Here is a 16,130-nt window from a genome sequence, read left to right as displayed (position 1 = left end):
GCCCTCTGAGCCGGCAGCGTGAGCCGGCCGCGGACCGGTGAGGGACGCCACAAATGAGGCCGACGAGTGGCGCGCGAACCCCGAGAGGGCTACGGTCGGCAGGGAGAACGACCGGTCTTCCTACCTCGGATGGAACGGCCCCTCGCCTTCCGGGCGGGGCTGCCTCCACACAGAGAGCTGCTGATGGGACCCGGCGCACGTCGAAGAGAGATCACGAAGTTCCATGAAAGCAACCAGCGCCCCGGCCTGGCCGGGGCCCCGCAGCGGGCCACTGTTGCGCGCGGCCCTGCTGGGATCAGCCGTCCGATCTGATGAGCCTGACCGCGTTCAGCAAGGTCTTGTGGGCGGCCGTCGAGTCGTCCAGGTAGCCGGCAGCCATCGCGCCGTCGTACAGCATCAGCAGCGCACCGGCGGCCGACTCGGGATCGGCGTGGCCGAGCCGGGTGAGCAGGTCCTGGAAGAGGCCGCGGATCCAGTCCCGGTGGGTCGTCACCAGGGCGCGGACCGGATGGTCGGCGTCCGGGTACTCGGAGGCCGCGTTCATGAACGGCGATCCGCGAAAGCCGCGCTCGCGGGCGTGCTCGGCGATGGCCTCGAAGATCAGGTCGATCGCTTCCGCGGGCGGGTGCCCGGCGGCCAGCGGTTCGGCCACCTGCTTGTAATAGGCGTCCTTGGTCAGCAGATAGGCCACGACCAAGTCGTCCTTGGAGGCGAAATGCCGGTAGAAGGTCGCCTTCGTCACCCCGGCCTCGGCAATCAGCCGCTCCACGCCGATCGCGCGGACGCCCTCGTAATAGAACAGCCGCGAGGCGGCCCGGACCAGGCGTTCGCGAGGCGGTAGCTCTCTGTCTGTCCTGCTCTCTCGGCGCGTGCTGTCGGTGGTCTTCTGCCCAGTGCTGCTCACTTCCCCATTGTGCCCTCGGCTCTGCCTTGAGCCGCTTCTCCCCCCATACGGCCCCCACCCATAGGGGTCGTCCCGCAATCCCGTACGGCTCGCGCCGGCATTGCCATTCATCGAAAGGCTTGAACCCATGACTCGTCGTCTTGAAGGAACCGTCGCCCTGGTCACCGGAGCGTCCAGCGGTATCGGCCACGCCACCGCGCTGGAGCTTGCCCGCGAGGGCGCCTCCGTGGCCCTGGTGGGCCGGCGTGAGGACCGGCTCACCGACCTCGCTGCGGAAATCTCCGACGCCGGCGGCAAGGCCTTGGTCGTGCCCGCCGACATCACCACCGCCCAGGCCGCCGCGGAAGCGGTGGAGCGGACCGTCGAAAACCTCGGCCGCCTGGACACGCTGGTCAACAACGCCGGCCTCATGCTGCTCGGACCCGCCCCCAGCGCGGACCTGAATGACTGGCGGCGCATGATCGACATCAACCTCATGGGCCTGATGTACACCGCCCACGCGGCCGTCCCCCATCTGGTCAAGGCAGCGGCCGAGGTCCCGCGCCAGGTCGCCGACATCGTCAACATCGGCTCACTCGCCGGCCGCAACGCCTACGCCATGTCCGCCGTGTACAGCGCCACCAAGTTCGGCGTCGGCGCCTTCAGCGAATCCCTGCGCCAGGAACTGGCACGCCAGCACGTCCGCGTCTCCGTCATCGAGCCGGGCAGCGTCGACACCGAACTGCGCACCCACAACCCCGACGTCATCCAGCAGCACATCACCGCCGCTCTGGGTGACATCGAGCGGCTGCAGAGCCAGGACATCGCCGACACCGTCGGCTACATCGTCACCCGCCCCCGGCACGTGGCCGTCGCCGAGCTGCTCGTACGCCCCACCGAGCAGGTCTGAGCGATAAGCCCACCGCCGACTCCGTGACAAACAGGGAGGCAACCGCTCGAGCTTGCCGCAGAGACGGTGACAGCTGGAGTCTGCACGACGTCCGGCGCCGCGACGAGCACCGAGCTCGGCTCGGACAGGTGCACCAACCCCCAGACAGCCTCAACGACCCCGCTCGGGCCTGCACAAGTAGCAGGGACGAGAGACGATCGAGGTAGGGAATACTCCGCGGACCGTGCGACCGCTGGGCGGTCAGCCTTGCATCCGCGTGTCCGAGCAGCGGCTTACCGATCTCTGGGTGGACGTCACCGGGAGAGGGACATGAATGCGTCGAGCAGGACTCCGAATGACGGGCACGCCGGGCAGGCAACACATCCGTCGGCGACTGCCGACCCCTCGACGCCAGGGATGAAGTCCGAGGCACAGCGAGAGAGCGGGCGGGTACGGCGGACGACCGAGTGGGGCAGGGCCAAGTACACCGGATCGTGGGCGGATGCCCTGTGGCGGCGCTTGGGTGCGGTGGACTTCATCAGCCAGGCCATGGTGCTGGCTGCCACCCTGTTGCTGTGCGCGGTGCCGTTCTTCCTGATCGTGACCGCTCTGGCCGGGCGGTCGGCCGCCTCCGAACTGTCGCACCGCATGGGCCTCAGCCACCAGGCCGCAGCGGACGTCGGCCATCTGTTCGCCTCCTCGGCCGCCATCTCCGCCGGAGTGACCGGGTTGTCCTGGGTGTTCTTCGTGCTGGCCGGGCTGGCCGGGGCGAAAGCCGTCCAGCAGCTGTACCAGCGGGTCTTCGACGTGCCGGCCCGAGGCGTCTCGGACTCGGTGCGCGCCCTGGTGTGGCTGGCGCTGGTCGTGGGCGTGCTGTTCGGAATATCCGGCGCGGGGCCGACGCTGCGTGCGAGCGGTCCGGTGTTGTTCTGGATCATTCATCTCGTGCTGAGCGTCGGGTTCTTCTGGTTGTCGATGCGGTTCCTGCTGGCCGAGCGGATCGCCTGGAGGCGGCTGCTGCCGTGTTCGGTGGCCACGGGTGTCTGCTGGGTCGGCATGATGGCGGTGTTCTCGGTGATCTTCTCCGACCTGATCGTCAGTTACGACCGCCGATACGGGTCGATCGGCACCGTGTTCGGCTTGATGTCGTTCTTCATCGCCATCGGTGTGGTCCTGGTCCTGGGCGGGGCACTCGGCCTGGTGTGGACGGAGCACGGCCTGTCGTTCCGGGGCGCGCTGGGCAGGCTGCGGCGGAAGCCATGACCGTCCCCACCACCGCGGCGGCGCACACTGACCGACCCCGGCAGACGCTGTCGCCCGGCAGGATCGCGTGGTTGGTGCTGCGAGCGGTGGCGTCGGTCGCAGCGCTGGTCGCCGTCTACTACGCGCTGCCCCTGGACCATTCCTCCACGCCGCGCGCCGTCACGATCCTGGTCACGGGACTGGCCGTGTTCGTCCTGCTGATCGCCTTCCAAGTCCGTCTGATCATGCGGTCACCGCTGCCCGGCGTGCGCGCGGTCGAGTCCTTGGCCGTGAGTGTGCCGTTCTTCCTGCTGCTGTTCGCCGGCACCTACGTCGTCCTGGCCGCCCTGTCCCCCGCCCACTTCGGTGAGCGCCTGTCCCACACCGACGGCCTGTACTTCACCGTCACCGTGTTCTCCACCGTCGGCTTCGGCGACATCACCGCCAAGTCCCAGACCGCGCGGCTGGTGGTCACCGGGCAGATGGTCGCCGACCTCGTCGTCCTCGGCGTTGCGATCAGGCTCGTCGTGAGCGCCGTCCGCCACCGCCGGCGCAGCCAGGACCAGCCTCAGTAGCCGAGCGCTGAACCCGCCGCTGACACCCGAGGGCTGCGGGGCGTCCCGCTGCTCACCTGCATCCGCGCTCACGCGCCCCGGCCTCATACGCAGGCAGGGAAACGCCGCGCAGGCCCTGGGACAGCGCCGCAGCAGCCGTCAGCGCGGGGTCGGCGTGGCCTCGGCGAGCGAAGTACTCGGCCGCCGCCTCGCGGAAATGATCAGGGCAGAGCCTGCGCGGCCCTCCCGGGCCGCTGCCGCCCTGCAGCAGGCCCTCATCACAGCGGACACAGGGTTCACCGCGCAGGTACAGCACCTCGGTCATGCTCACCCTTCTGCCTGCGAGTGGCCACGAGCGAAGACCCACCCGCGCCACGACCGGGGCTGAGGTCGGACCCGCCCTGCACACCAGCGCCTGCCCCGCAGCCGGGTTCAGCAGGAGCGGACTCACCCTTTGTTCTACTCGGCTGCTGCTTCGAACGCTTCCGCGGTGCCCTCGGCGTGCTCGGAAGCGTCGTCGACGAAGCTGTAGGGCGGCAGCGGGCCGTTGACGCGCAGCTCCAGATGCGGGTGCTGCCGGCGGAGCTGGTCGACCGCCTCCAAGAACCGTGTCGCTGAGCCGTGGTCGATCAGGAAGGAGAGGTTGGCCAGCCAGCCGGTGCTCGACGGGGCGGCGCTGACCGCCTCGGCCGACGGGCCCAGTTCCCGCTGGAGCATGTCGGCATCTGCTGCTTCGCGGACCTGAAGCGCGGCAGCGATCATCTCCCCGAGCCGGACCTTGTCCTCCTGCGAGCCCCCGCCGGCCCGCCGGTTCGCTTCCGCCAGGGAGCGGATCTCGTCGTTGTCCGCCACCACCACTTGCAGCACCGTCTCTTCGTTGTGGTTGGCCTTGAGGTTGTACTCCGCTTTGCCCTCCAGCGTCCGCAGCCGCTCCAGCAAGTGATCCGCACGCTCAGCCAGCACCGTCGTCACCGTCTCGTCGGTGGGCGAGACGCTGGCGAACCGTATCGGCAAGACCACGCCTGCTTCTCCGGCTGCGTCCAGCACCCGCTGGTGGGCAAGCAGATCACGCCGTTTGGGCCGCAACTCCTCGGGAGCGTCACTGACGATCGCGGCCAGCTCGCCCTCGCGCAGCACCCGTACCGGCCGCGGTGGGTCACCCACGCCGTCCACGTCCTTGACCAGCAAGGCGTGCGAGGCATGCGTGATGCCATAGACGTAGGTGCTCACTACTCATCCTCCCCCCGGCGCGCGGACCGGGTTCCCTGCCGCTGGCGCCCCTCGTCGCGGGCCTGCTGGAAAGCCCCCGAGACCGTCTCGGCGGCTCCGGACAGCGCCCCCTTGGTCTTACCCCGGGCACCGGATTCGGTGAGCTGTCCCGTGAGCTCGGTCAGGCCGGCAGGCTTGCTCGGCCCCGCCTCCAGGTCGAGACGGTTGCATGCCTCAGCGAAACGCAGATACGTGTCCACGCTCGCCACCACGATCCGAATATCGATCTTCAATATCTCGATGCCGACCACGGAGACCCGCACGAACGCGTCAATCACCAGCCCCCTGTCGAGAATCAGCTCCAGCACGTCATAGAGGCCACTGGAACCTCCTCCGCCGCCACCCTGCTGCGTTGCCACCGTCATCACAACCAGCCCCTTGCCCTATGTGGGATCCCGCCTCCACAGCGCCTCGCCGATCCCGCCCTCCCCGAGACGGGAACGCTGCGACGCATTCCCGCAGGTCACCACAGGCTTCAAGGCAGCGATCAGGTTTCCGTCTTCGGGTAGCCCCCCAGCCTCAAGGTCAAACGTATGTACGAGGGGAACCTCCTGACGTCGCCCGTGGTCACCCAACCTCCTCGACCCTTGCTCAGAGACGGGCTTGCCTGAGGACAGGATCCGCTGCCTATCAGCAGGTCGCCGCCGCGATCCGGGAAGCGATCCTGTCCGGCGAGTACGAACCCGGCGCCCCACTCATCGACGTCCGGCACGGTAAGGACAGCTACGTACGCTGGACCGGACAGCCTGTCGTGCGCCTCACCAGGCATATAGACCGAACCTCCGCCGGGCAGTTCGTACTTCACGGCGTAACCGCGTGGCAGCAGACCGAGGAGCCGAACACCTACCGCACGCACGCCGCCCAGACCACAGCCCACCTTCTGGAGCTCCAGGCGGAAGAAGCCCTCTGGGGTTGTGACCGGCTTCTGATCGATCCCACCACGGGCACCCGTGCAATGCACCGCACGCTGATCCCCTTCGTGACGGCCGACGCCGTACCGGGTCTCGCCGAAGCGCCGGACGCCGAACCAGCGAGGCTGTACGAGATGCTGTCGAAGGCCGGCCACGAGCTGTGGTGGTCCGAGACGGTACGGGCCCGCATGCCGCTGCCCGACGAGCGCACCGCGCTGCGCCTGCCCGACGCGACCCCGGTCCTGCACTTGTCCCGCGTCACCTGCGGCACCGACGCCCAGGCCCTGATCCTTGAAGAACTGCGCATCGGTGCCGACCGCGCCGAACTCGCCTACCGGATCACCGCCGACAAAGAGCCCGCCCGACGCACCCGGGCCTGAACCTCAAGCGGCATCGGTCGAAACCCCTTCACTTCCTCAAGGGCGCGCCTGCGGCGCGCCGGGGCGTCCGGCCGCTCCGGCCGGCCGTGCAGCGTGGCCGGGCGTGCGGCGTGGCCGCCGAACCCGGTCCGGTCGCCGAGCGCCCCCGACCACAGCACGCCCAAGCTCGTTCGCTGGAGCCGAGGAGATCTGGCTCTCCAGCGGCGAGGACGAGGATTACGACGGGTCTGCCGCACGATCGGGTGACATCTGGGCTGGGCTTGGCTAGGAGGCGTCGGCGTAGGCGAGGTGGGTGCCGCAGACGGTGCAGCGGAAGAGCATGGCGCTTGCGCCCTGCCCGAGGTGGGTCAGGAAGCTCTCCAGCTGTGATGCGTCGTGCCAACCGCCCATCCGCAGGTCGGTCCGCAGCTGGTCGAGTGCCTCGGGGTGGGCGGCGAGTTCGGTGTGTCCGACCTCGCCGACGAAGGCGGCCGCGTCGTCGCAGTGGACAAGCCAATGCGGGTCCTGCCAGGCGTGGAAGCCAGGGGTACGGCGGGTGACGTGCTCCAGGATCTTCTCGCTGACCCCGGCGAGCCCGTACGAGTCGGCGAACTCACCCTCGAATCGTTCAGCGGCGCTGCCGTCGGCGATGCACCAGGGACAGAACTGCCCGTCGACGTCTTGGGCCGTGTAGAAGGTCGCGGTGTAGATCCACCCGGTACTGCGCTCGCAACAGACGCAGGTCTCGGCGCTCTCGCGGATGGAACCGCTCGCAACAGGATCAGGGTGATAGCGGAATACGGGCAGGGCAGCGCTCATCAGCGAGCCTTCCTGTGCCAGAAGGTGACCGTGTTGACGCGGGTGGCCTGAGCGTGGGTGGGCCCGCCTGAATCTCAGACCCACTCCACCTCAGAAACGATGTCCAGCGAAGCCCCCGGAACCCGGCAGAGACGTCTGGAGGGGCGCCGTCGGCACCGACGGACGAGGGAGTGGGACGCCGACCGCGGACAGTGCAGCCGTCACCTCGTCCTCGCTCGCCCCGCCAGCGCCTCAATCACCCGGTCGAGGGCCTCGCTCACCTCAGTGCGTGTGCCCGCTCGCAGCCGGCGTCGGACCCGCGTTCTTGACCGTCAGCGGCAGCAGCTTCTTGCCGGTCGGGCCCACCTGGATGTGGGTGTCCATCTGCGGGCACACCCCGCAGTCGAAGCAGGGGGTCCAGCGGCAGTCCTCCACCTCGGTTTCGTCGAGGGCGTCCTGCCAGTCCTCCCAGAGCCAGTCCTTGTCCAGGCCGGAGTCGAGGTGGTCCCAGGGGAGGACCTCCTCGTAGGTGCGCTCGCGGGTGGTGTACCAGTCGACGTCCACGCCGAGGGGCGCCAGGGCCTTGTCGGCGCAGGCCATCCAGCGGTCGTAGGAGAAGTGCTCGCGCCAGCCGTCGAAGCGGCCGCCGTCCTCGTAGACGGCGCGGATGATCGCGCCGACGCGGCGGTCGCCGCGGGAGAGCAGGCCCTCGACGATGCCCGGCTTGCCGTCGTGGTAGCGGAAGCCGATCGAGCGGCCGTACTTCTTGTCGCCGCGGATCTTGTCGCGGAGCTTCTCCAGGCGGGCGTCCGTCTCCTCGGCCGAGAGCTGCGGGGCCCACTGGAAGGGGGTGTGCGGCTTGGGGACGAAGCCGCCGATCGAGACCGTGCAGCGGATGTCGTTGGAGCGGGAGACCTCGCGGCCCTTCTGGATGACGCGGGTCGCCATGTCGGCGATCTGCAGGACGTCCTCGTCCGTCTCCGTCGGCAGGCCGCACATGAAGTACAGCTTCACCTGGCGCCAGCCGTTGCCGTAGGCGGTGGCGACGGTGCGGATGAGGTCCTCCTCGGACACCATCTTGTTGATGACCTTGCGCATCCGCTCCGAGCCGCCCTCGGGGGCGAAGGTGAGGCCGGAACGACGGCCGTTGCGCGTGAGCTCGTTCGCCAGGTCCACGTTGAAGGCGTCGACGCGGGTGGAGGGGAGCGAGAGGCCGATCTTGTCCTCTTCGTAGCGGTCGGCCAGGCCCTTGGCGATGTCGCCGATCTCCGAATGGTCGGCACTGGACAGCGAGAGGAGGCCGACCTCCTCGAAGCCCGTCGCCTTCAGGCCCTTGTCGACCATCTCGCCGATACCGGTGATGGAGCGCTCGCGCACCGGGCGGGTGATCATGCCTGCCTGGCAGAAGCGGCAACCGCGCGTGCAGCCGCGGAAGATCTCGACCGACATGCGCTCGTGGACCGTCTCGGCCAGGGGGACCAGCGGCTGCTTGGGGTACGGCCACTCGTCGAGGTCCATGACCGTGTGCTTCGACACCCGCCAGGGCACGCCCGACTTGTTGGGGACCACGCGGGCGATACGGCCGTCGGGGAGGTACTCGACGTCGTAGAACGCCGGGATGTAGACCCCGCCGGTCTTCGCCAGGCGGAAGAGGACCTCCTCGCGGCCGCCGGGGCGGCCCTCGGCCTTCCACTCCTTGATGATCCGCGTCATGTCCAGCACGGCCTGCTCGCCGTCGCCGATGATCGCCGCGTCGATGAAGTCCGCGATGGGTTCCGGGTTGAAGGCCGCGTGGCCGCCCGCGAGGACGATCGGGTCGTCGAGACCGCGGTCCTTCGACTCCAGCGGGATGCCCGCCAGGTCCAGGGCGGTGAGCATGTTCGTGTAGCCCAGCTCCGTGGAGAAGGACAGACCGAACACGTCGAAGGCCTTCACCGGGCGGTGGCTGTCCACGGTGAACTGCGGGACGCCGTGCTCCCGCATCAGCGCCTCCAGGTCCGGCCACACGCTGTAGGTGCGCTCGGCGAGGACGCCCTCCTGCTCGTTCAGGACCTCGTAGAGGATCATGACGCCCTGGTTGGGCAGGCCGACCTCATAGGCGTCCGGGTACATCAGTGCCCAGCGGACGTCGCAGGACTCCCACGGCTTGACCGTGGAGTTGAGCTCTCCGCCGACGTACTGGATCGGCTTCTGCACATGCGGGAGCAGAGCTTCGAGCTGCGGGAACACCGACGCAGCGACTTCGGCAGGCATCTCGCGAACCTTCGTGGGATGGGCTGGATGGACTGGTCTGACAGGGGTGACCATCTAGCGTAACGCGGCCGCGGCCCCTCCCCGACCGCCCGGACGCCCACGGGCCTCCTCGCCGACCGCCCGGACGCCCATGGGCCTCCTCGCCGTCCCCGGCGGCCGTCAGATGTCCGTCGCCTCCGTGATCCCCCGCCAGGCGGCGGGCAGCGCCAGCTCCGCGGCCGCCGCGCGCTGCTCCTCGCGCCCGTAGAGCACCCCGTACGTGAACGAGTGCTCCCCCGCCGCGTGCGCCACGGCGGACAGCTCGCACAGGGCCAGGCGGGCCATGACGCTGTCCTGGTGGTCGCCGAGCAGGGTCTGGACCGACTTCATCGACTTGACCAGGGCCGACGCGCGGTCGCCGAGGGCGCCGACGGCGGCCTCGGCCGAGTACCGGGCCCGTTTGGCCTTCTTGCGGGCCTCGTGCAGCGCGAGGTCGCGCTCGGTGCCGGGGTCGAGGGCGATGGCCTGTTCCACCAGCTCCGCCAGTTTCCCGAAGTCCTTGCGTACGGCCCTGGCGATCACCTTCTCCGGCTTTCCGCCGGCCGCCTTCAGCAGAGGCGGCTCGTCGATGAGTGCGTCCAGGGTGTCGAGCAGGGTCAGGTACCGCGCGGAGTCCAGTGCGCCGGTCAGCCGCCGGCGCGAGCCGCCGCGCCGGGCGTTCGCCCACCGCCGCAGGCGGGTGCGGACGGGGCCGGCGACCAGCGTCCGGGGCAGTCCGTCGAGGGCCGTCGACAGGCGCTCGGCGAGGACCTCGCTGTCCCGTCCCACCCCGAGTTCACCGGCCAGCCACTTCAGTTCCTCGCCGACGGGATCGGTGACGGTACGGTCGAGGACCTTCGCGTAGCTGCGGAAGGCGCTGCGCATACGGCGGGTGGCGACGCGCATGCGGTGCAGGGCGTCGTAGGTGTCCCGCCGTACCGCCGGGTCGAGGGCGACGATGGTGTCGCGCTGCTCGCGGACGTAGGCGAGGACGTGGTCGCCGGCGGTCACCGGCGGGGGCACCGTCGGCCTGCCGTTCCGGCGTTTCTTCTTCGGTGTCGTCTCCGTCAGCGCCCGGGCGAGCTTCGAGGCGGCCCCGGACGGCCGTACGCCCGCCTTGCGCAGTCGTTTGTCGACCTTGTCGAGGAAGGCGGGGTCGCCGTCGTCGGCGAGTTCCACCTCCAGTTCCGTCCACTGGGCGGTGCCGCCGGCGCCGGTGAGCCGTTCGGCGTGGACGGCGTCCACGCTGACCTCGGCGAGGACGCGGCCCGTGACGTCGACGAGGTCGCTGACGTCGCGGTCGGAGCGCAGGCGGACCACGGGCAGCAGTTCGGCGTCCCGGACCCGGGAGCGGATCAGGCCGGCGAGGACGCGCGGGAGGGTGTCGGAGAGGGGGGCGCGGATCTCGTCCCGGACGCCCGGGGCGACGGGGAACTTCAGGTGCCAGCCGGCGTCCGCGCCGCCGGTGCGGCGGCGCAGCGTGATCGAGGCGGCGGCGAGGCGCTCGTCCGCGGTGTCGTAGTAGGTGGCGTCCAGGTGCGCGACGCCCTTGTCGACGACGGCGTCGACACCCGCGACGCCGGTCAGGTCGGGCAGCCCGCTGTCGTCGGACTCGTATTTGCGCTCGATCTCGCGTTTTGTGTCCGCCATGACCCGAATCTAGTGGGATCCGGGTCCGGACGGCAGGGGCCGATCGGGCCCGCGCTCAGGCGGACATGGGTCTCTGCACCTTGATCGACTGCAGCAGCCCGACGGCCACCCACACCGCGAACATCGACGAGCCTCCGTAGGACACGAACGGCAGCGGCAGGCCGGTGACCGGCATGATCCCGAGGGTCATGCCGATGTTCTCGAACGCCTGGAAGGCGAACCAGGCGACGATGCCGGCGGCCACGATCGTGCCGTAGAGCTCCGTGGAGTCGCGGGCGATGCGGCAGGCACGCCACAGGACCACGCCGAGCAGGAGGATGATCAGGCCCGCACCGACGAAGCCGAGCTCCTCCCCCGCGACGGTGAACACGAAGTCGGTCTGCTGCTCCGGCACGAACTGGCCGGTGGTCTGCGAGCCGTGGAAGAGGCCGGCGCCGGTGAGGCCGCCCGAACCGATGGCGATGCGCGCCTGGTTGGTGTTGTAGCCCACGCCTGCCGGGTCGAGGCTGGGGTTCGCGAAGGCCGCGAAGCGGGCGATCTGGTACTCGTCCAGGATGTGCAGCTGCCAGATCGCGACGCAGCCGACGACGCCGGCCGTGATCATGCCGAAGACCCAGCGGTTGGAGGCACCGGAGGCGAGCAGCACGCCCAGGATGATGGTCACCAGGACCAGGACGGTGCCGAGGTCGGGCATGAGCAGCACGATCAGGATGGGTACGGCGGCCAGGCCGAGCGCCTGGAGGACCGTGCGGTGGTCGGGGTACTTCTTGTCGCCCGCGTCGACCCGGGCGGAGAGCAGCATCGCCATGCCCAGGATGATCGTGATCTTCACGAACTCGGCGGGCTGCAGGGAGAATCCGCCGCCGAAGACGATCCAGTTGCGGCTGCCGTTGATGGTGGCGCCGAGCGGGGTGAGGACGAGCAGCACCCCGAACAGGGAGATGCCGTAGAGGATCGGGACGGCGGTGCGCAGGGTGCGGTGGCCGAGCCAGACCGTGCCGACCATCAGGGCGAGCCCGATGCCGGTGTTCATGATGTGCCGGATCAGGAAGTAGTACGGGTCGCCCTGGTTGATCTCCGTGCGGTTGCGGGTCGCGGAGAAGACGAGGAGCGAGCCGAGGGCGGACAGGGCGAGGCCCGACAGCAGCATCGGCCAGTCCAGGCGGCGGGCGACCGAGTCACGGGCGAAGATCCGCGTCCAGCCGGCCCGCTCGGGCCCGTACCCGGAGACGGAGAAGCCGTTGGCACCGGTCATGTGAGCATCCTCCGGCTTCCCCTTCTGCGCGGCCTGCGGCGCGTGGTGCGGTTGGTCGCGGTGGGCGAGGCGGTGGTCGCGCCGGGCTGCGTCCCGTCGGGTGACGTGGCGTCTTGCTTGTCGGCCTTCTGCAGGTCCTTGACCGGGTCCTTGGCGACCTTCGGGGAGGCGATGGTGCCGTCCGTCTTGATCTTCGGCAGGCCCTTCTGCGGGGTGGGCAGCAGGGCCTTCTTCTTGTCGATGGAGCCGTCGGACTGCACGCCGTACAGCGCGCTGTAGATGTTGCGCACGGCCTCACCGGAGGCGCCGGAACCCGTACCGGCCTGGGCGATGGTCATGACGACCGTGTAGTCCTTGGAGTACGTGGCGAGCCACGAGGTGGTCTGCTTGCCGTAGACCTCGGCGGTACCGGTCTTGGCGTGCAGTTCGATCTTGTCCTGCGGCCAGCCGCCGAACTTCCATGCGGCGGTACCGCTGGTGATGACGCCGGCGAGGGCCTTGTCCATGCCCTTGAGGGTGGCCTTGCTGACCGGCAGCTTCGCCCTGACCTTCGGCTTGATCTCCTGGACGGTCTTGCCGTCGGCGCTGACGACGGCCTTGCCGATGGTGGGGACGTACTCGGTGCCGCCGTTGGCGAGCGCCCCGTAGATCATGGCCTCCTGGATCGGGGTGACGAGGGTGTCGCCCTGGCCGATGGAGTAGTTGATCGAGTCACCCTCGCGCATCTTGTTGCCCTCGAGGCAGTTCTCGTAGGCGATCTTCTCGACGTAGGAGCCGTCCTTCTTGCCGGTCCTGCACCAGGCGTCCTTGTTGGCCTTCCAGTAGGACTCCTTCCACTGGCGGTCGGGGACGCGGCCGGTGACCTCGTTCGGGAGGTCGACGCCGGTCTCCTTGCCGAGGCCGAACTGGTGGGCGGCCTTGTAGAAGTAGTCCTTGGGCTGGCCCTTCTTGGGGTTGATGCCGCCGTCCTTCTTCCACTGCTGGTCGGCCAGGCCGTAGAAGACGGTGTCGCAGGAGACCTCCAGGGCGCGGCCCAGGGAGATCGGGCCGAAGTTCTCGCCCTCGAAGTTCTTGAAGACCTGGCCGCCCACCGAGTACGAGCTGGTGCAGGGGTAGCCGCCGTCCCATGCGTAGCCGGCCTCGACCGCGGCGGCCGTGGAGACCACCTTGAAGGTCGAACCGGGCGCGGACTGACCCTGTATGGCCCGGTTCAGCAGCGGGTAGTCGGAGTTCTTGCCGGTGAGCGCCTTGTAGTCCTTGGCGGAGATGCCGCCGACCCAGACGTTCGGGTCGTACGTGGGCGCGGAGGCCATGGCGACGATGCGGCCGGTCTTGGCCTCCATGACGACGACGGCGCCGGAGTCGGCCTTGTAGTTCTCGCCGGTGATCTTGTCGAACTGCTCGCGGGCCTTCTTCATCGCCTCGTTCAGCTCGTACTCGGCGACGCGCTGGACGCGGGAGTCGATGCTGGTGACGAGGTTCGCGCCGGGCTGGGCGGTGTCGGACTTGGCCTTGCCGATGACGCGGCCGAGGTTGTCGACCTCGTAGCGGGTGACGCCGGCCTTGCCGCGCAGTTCCTTGTCGTACTGGCGCTCCAGGCCCGAGCGGCCGACCTGGTCGGAGCGCAGGTAGGGCGAGTCGGTGTCCTTGGCCTGCTGGATCTCGTCGTCGGTGACCGGGGAGAGGTAGCCGAGGACCTGCGCGGTGTTGGCCTTGCCGGGGGCGGCGTAGCGGCGCACGGCCTCGGGCTCGGCGGTGATGCCGGGGAAGTCCTCGGAGCGCTCACGGATCTGCAGGGCCTGGCGCGGGGTGGCCTCGTCGGTGATGGGGATCGGCTGGTACGGCGAGCCGTTCCAGCACGGCTGGGGGGTCTTGGCGTCGCACAGCCGGACCTTCTGCATGACGTCAGCGGGCTTCATGCCCAGGACGCCGGCCAGCTTGGTCAGCACGGCCTTGCCGTCGTCCTTCATCTTCAGCAGGTCGGTGCGGGAGGCGGAGACCACCAGCCGGGTCTCGTTGTCCGCGAGCGCCACTCCGCGCGCGTCCAGGATGGAGCCGCGCACGGCGGGCTCGACGACCTGCTGGACGTGGTTGCCGGAGGCTTCCTTCTGGTACGCGGCGCCCTCACGGATCTGCAGGTACCACAGGCGGCCGCCGAGGGTGCCGAGCAGGGAGAGGACGAGGATCTGGATGACGACGAGGCGGATCTGGACGCGTGGCGTCCGTCCGGTCTCGGGAATGTTGGTCACTGCGGCTGCCTCCCCCTCTCAGTGCGCGAATGTGTGAGCGCGTACGCATGATGAACGACGGACCTGTGAGGCGCCGTTCCCCGAAAAGTGCCTCGTTCGGGTGAACTGACCCGCTCTCACAGCCGCTTGACCCCCTTGATGCGTCCCACCCGTGTCGTGCGGGTGCGCGCCTTGGTCTTCAGGGCGCCGAGGCCGCCGCGCTGACCACCGATCTTCAGGCCGGTACCGGCGGAGATCCAGCCGGAGGAGATGTCGGTGGCCTTCTTGGACGAGGAGTTGGTCTCGGCGAGCGGGTCGTTGTCCGCGCGCCGGGCCAGGGCCATGATCCCGGGGACCACGAAGGGGGCGAGCAGCAGGTCGTACAGGGCAGCCGTGAACAGCAGGCCGGTCAGGCCGACATGGCGGGCGGCGGTGTCGCCGACGAGGGCGCCCACCCCGGCGTACAGCAGGGTGGAGCCGATGGCGGCGGCGACCACGACGACCATGGGGCCGGTGGCCGACTTGAGTCTGCCGTTCTCCGGTTTGATCAGGCCGGCGAGGTAGCCGATGACGCACAGGACCAGGGCGTAGCGGCCGGCCGCGTGGTCGGCCGGGGGTGCGAGGTCGGCGAGCAGGCCGGCGCCGAAGCCGACGAGGGCGCCGCCGACATGGCCGTAGACCATGGCCAGGCCCAGGACGGTCAGGAGCAGCAAGTCGGGTACGGCGCCCGGGAGATGGAGCCGGGAGAGAACGCTCACCTGGACCACCAGGGCGACGACCACCAGCGCCGAGGAGAGCAGGATCCGGTTGACACGCATGGGGATTCAGCTCCTACAGCTACGGGGTCGGGCCGTCGGTGGGCGCGTTCGCCGAGGGGGTGACCGTGACGGTGACCGTCGGCGTCGGCGTCGGCTTGGGCTTCTTCGGCAACACCGTGTCGCGCGGGTCCTTCTTCGGGGCCTCGACGACGACGCCGACGATGTCGAGCTTGGTGAAGCCGACGTACGGCGTGACGTAGATGGTGCGGGTCAGGCCGCCCTCCGAGGGCTGGACGCGGGAGACCACGCCGACCGGGACGCCGGGCACGAACGGCTTGTCGGCCTCGGAGCCGAAGGTGACGAGCCGGTCGCCCTTCTTCACGTCCGCCTTGCCGTTGAGGAGTTCGACGCGCAGCGGCCGGTCGCCCTGGCCGGAGGCGAAGCCGAGTTCGTCGCTGTTCTCCATGCGGGTGCCGACGGTGAAGTCGGGGTCGTTGGCGAGCAGGACGGTGGAGGTGTTCGGGCCGACCGTCGTCACGCGTCCGACCAGGCCGTCGCCGTTGAGGACGGTCATGTCCCGCTTGATGCCGTCACTGGCGCCGACGTCGATGGTGATGGTCCAGGAGAAGCCCTGGGCCGCTCCTATGGCGATGACCTGGGCGCCCTTGATGCCGTACTGACCCTCGCCGGCGATCTTCAGCATCTTGTCGAGCTGCTTGAGGCGGCTGGCGTTGCGGTCGTCGCTGCCGAGCCTGGCCTTGAGGGCCGCGTTCTCCTTCTCCAGCCGGGCGAGCCGGTCGTGCTTGGTGCCGGAGTCGCGGATCGCGGAGACGGCGTTGCCCACCGGGTCGACCGCCGCAGACACGCCGTTCTCGATCGGGCCGAAGGCCGCGGCCGCCGCCCGGCGGGCACCGTCGACCGGTGAGTCCTCCCCGCCGCGGATGTCCACGGTGATCAGCGCGAACGCGACGGCGATCAACAGCACCAGGAGCAGCCGGCTCTCTCTCGTGTCCCTCACGTGCGGCGGCCGTGCCTTCCTCATAGGAATGTGCGGGTGTTCAGG

The 16,130-nt window shown here is 69.4% G+C and carries 15 protein-coding genes; 4 read left to right on the top strand and 11 right to left on the bottom strand.

Annotated elements, in window-relative coordinates; all coding sequences use genetic code 11:
• Positions 1 to 295: 295 nt before the first annotated feature.
• The gene (locus tag ACQF4J_RS29545; protein WP_427167168.1) at positions 296 to 904 is read right to left on the bottom strand and encodes a TetR/AcrR family transcriptional regulator; all 609 of its coding nucleotides are present in this window, start codon (positions 902 to 904) and stop codon (positions 296 to 298) included.
• 127 nt (positions 905 to 1,031) lie between these two features.
• Between ACQF4J_RS29545 and ACQF4J_RS29540 the strand changes: the two genes are divergently transcribed.
• From ACQF4J_RS29540 to ACQF4J_RS29530, 3 genes are all read left to right on the top strand, one after another.
• Positions 1,032 to 1,793, top strand: a complete 762-nt coding sequence (locus tag ACQF4J_RS29540) for an SDR family NAD(P)-dependent oxidoreductase (RefSeq protein ID WP_427167167.1) — start codon at positions 1,032 to 1,034, stop codon at positions 1,791 to 1,793.
• A 396-nt stretch (positions 1,794 to 2,189) separates the two neighbouring features.
• Positions 2,190 to 3,035: a YhjD/YihY/BrkB family envelope integrity protein gene (locus ACQF4J_RS29535; protein WP_351568669.1), complete on the top strand. Its 846-nt coding sequence runs from the start codon at positions 2,190 to 2,192 to the stop codon at positions 3,033 to 3,035.
• Positions 3,032 to 3,589 (top strand): potassium channel family protein, encoded by a 558-nt coding sequence (locus ACQF4J_RS29530; RefSeq protein ID WP_351801844.1) that lies wholly within the window; start codon positions 3,032 to 3,034, stop codon positions 3,587 to 3,589. Before ACQF4J_RS29535 ends, ACQF4J_RS29530 begins: the two co-directional genes overlap by 4 nt.
• A 52-nt stretch (positions 3,590 to 3,641) precedes the next feature.
• Here ACQF4J_RS29530 and ACQF4J_RS29525 read toward each other — a convergent pair whose 3' ends face one another.
• From ACQF4J_RS29525 to ACQF4J_RS29515, 3 genes are all read right to left on the bottom strand, one after another.
• Positions 3,642 to 3,893: a hypothetical protein gene (locus tag ACQF4J_RS29525; protein ID WP_351568675.1), complete on the bottom strand. Its 252-nt coding sequence runs from the start codon at positions 3,891 to 3,893 to the stop codon at positions 3,642 to 3,644.
• Between the two features lie 134 nt (positions 3,894 to 4,027).
• Positions 4,028 to 4,798 (bottom strand): GvpL/GvpF family gas vesicle protein, encoded by a 771-nt coding sequence (locus tag ACQF4J_RS29520; RefSeq protein WP_427167166.1) that lies wholly within the window; start codon positions 4,796 to 4,798, stop codon positions 4,028 to 4,030.
• The gene (locus ACQF4J_RS29515) at positions 4,798 to 5,205 is read right to left on the bottom strand and encodes a gas vesicle structural protein GvpA (RefSeq protein ID WP_427167165.1); all 408 of its coding nucleotides are present in this window, start codon (positions 5,203 to 5,205) and stop codon (positions 4,798 to 4,800) included. The genes ACQF4J_RS29520 and ACQF4J_RS29515 overlap by 1 nt, the downstream gene beginning before the upstream one ends.
• A gap of 239 nt (positions 5,206 to 5,444) precedes the next feature.
• Here ACQF4J_RS29515 and ACQF4J_RS29510 point away from each other — a divergent pair, with 239 nt between their 5' ends.
• Positions 5,445 to 6,128: a UTRA domain-containing protein gene (locus tag ACQF4J_RS29510; protein WP_427168636.1), complete on the top strand. Its 684-nt coding sequence runs from the start codon at positions 5,445 to 5,447 to the stop codon at positions 6,126 to 6,128.
• 264 nt (positions 6,129 to 6,392) lie between these two features.
• Here ACQF4J_RS29510 and ACQF4J_RS29505 read toward each other — a convergent pair whose 3' ends face one another.
• From ACQF4J_RS29505 to mreC, 7 genes are all read right to left on the bottom strand, one after another.
• Positions 6,393 to 6,926, bottom strand: a complete 534-nt coding sequence (locus ACQF4J_RS29505) for a CbrC family protein (RefSeq protein WP_427167164.1) — start codon at positions 6,924 to 6,926, stop codon at positions 6,393 to 6,395.
• A 261-nt stretch (positions 6,927 to 7,187) separates the two neighbouring features.
• Positions 7,188 to 9,158, bottom strand: a complete 1,971-nt coding sequence (locus tag ACQF4J_RS29500; RefSeq protein ID WP_427167163.1) for a TIGR03960 family B12-binding radical SAM protein — start codon at positions 9,156 to 9,158, stop codon at positions 7,188 to 7,190.
• Between the two features lie 159 nt (positions 9,159 to 9,317).
• Positions 9,318 to 10,826: a CYTH and CHAD domain-containing protein gene (locus ACQF4J_RS29495; protein ID WP_351568689.1), complete on the bottom strand. Its 1,509-nt coding sequence runs from the start codon at positions 10,824 to 10,826 to the stop codon at positions 9,318 to 9,320.
• Between the two features lie 55 nt (positions 10,827 to 10,881).
• Positions 10,882 to 12,081 carry a rod shape-determining protein RodA gene (gene rodA / locus ACQF4J_RS29490; protein ID WP_427167162.1) on the bottom strand — a complete coding sequence of 400 codons (1,200 nt, stop codon included), beginning with the start codon at positions 12,079 to 12,081 and terminating at the stop codon, positions 10,882 to 10,884.
• A complete protein-coding gene (gene mrdA, locus ACQF4J_RS29485; protein WP_351568695.1) occupies positions 12,078 to 14,330 on the bottom strand; it encodes a penicillin-binding protein 2 in 2,253 nt (750 codons plus the stop codon). Before mrdA ends, rodA begins: the two co-directional genes overlap by 4 nt.
• 116 nt (positions 14,331 to 14,446) lie before the next feature.
• Positions 14,447 to 15,127: a rod shape-determining protein MreD gene (mreD, locus tag ACQF4J_RS29480; protein ID WP_351568698.1), complete on the bottom strand. Its 681-nt coding sequence runs from the start codon at positions 15,125 to 15,127 to the stop codon at positions 14,447 to 14,449.
• A 19-nt stretch (positions 15,128 to 15,146) separates the two neighbouring features.
• Positions 15,147 to 16,085, bottom strand: a complete 939-nt coding sequence (gene mreC, locus ACQF4J_RS29475; RefSeq protein ID WP_351568701.1) for a rod shape-determining protein MreC — start codon at positions 16,083 to 16,085, stop codon at positions 15,147 to 15,149.
• Between the last annotated feature and the right edge of the window lie 45 nt (positions 16,086 to 16,130).

The sequence above is a fragment of the Streptomyces sp. C1-1 genome, from assembly GCF_050214755.1.
Lineage (GTDB): Bacteria > Actinomycetota > Actinomycetes > Streptomycetales > Streptomycetaceae > Streptomyces.
The sequence above is the reverse complement of the archived record's forward strand: the minus strand, read 5'-3'. Positions and strand labels throughout refer to the sequence as shown.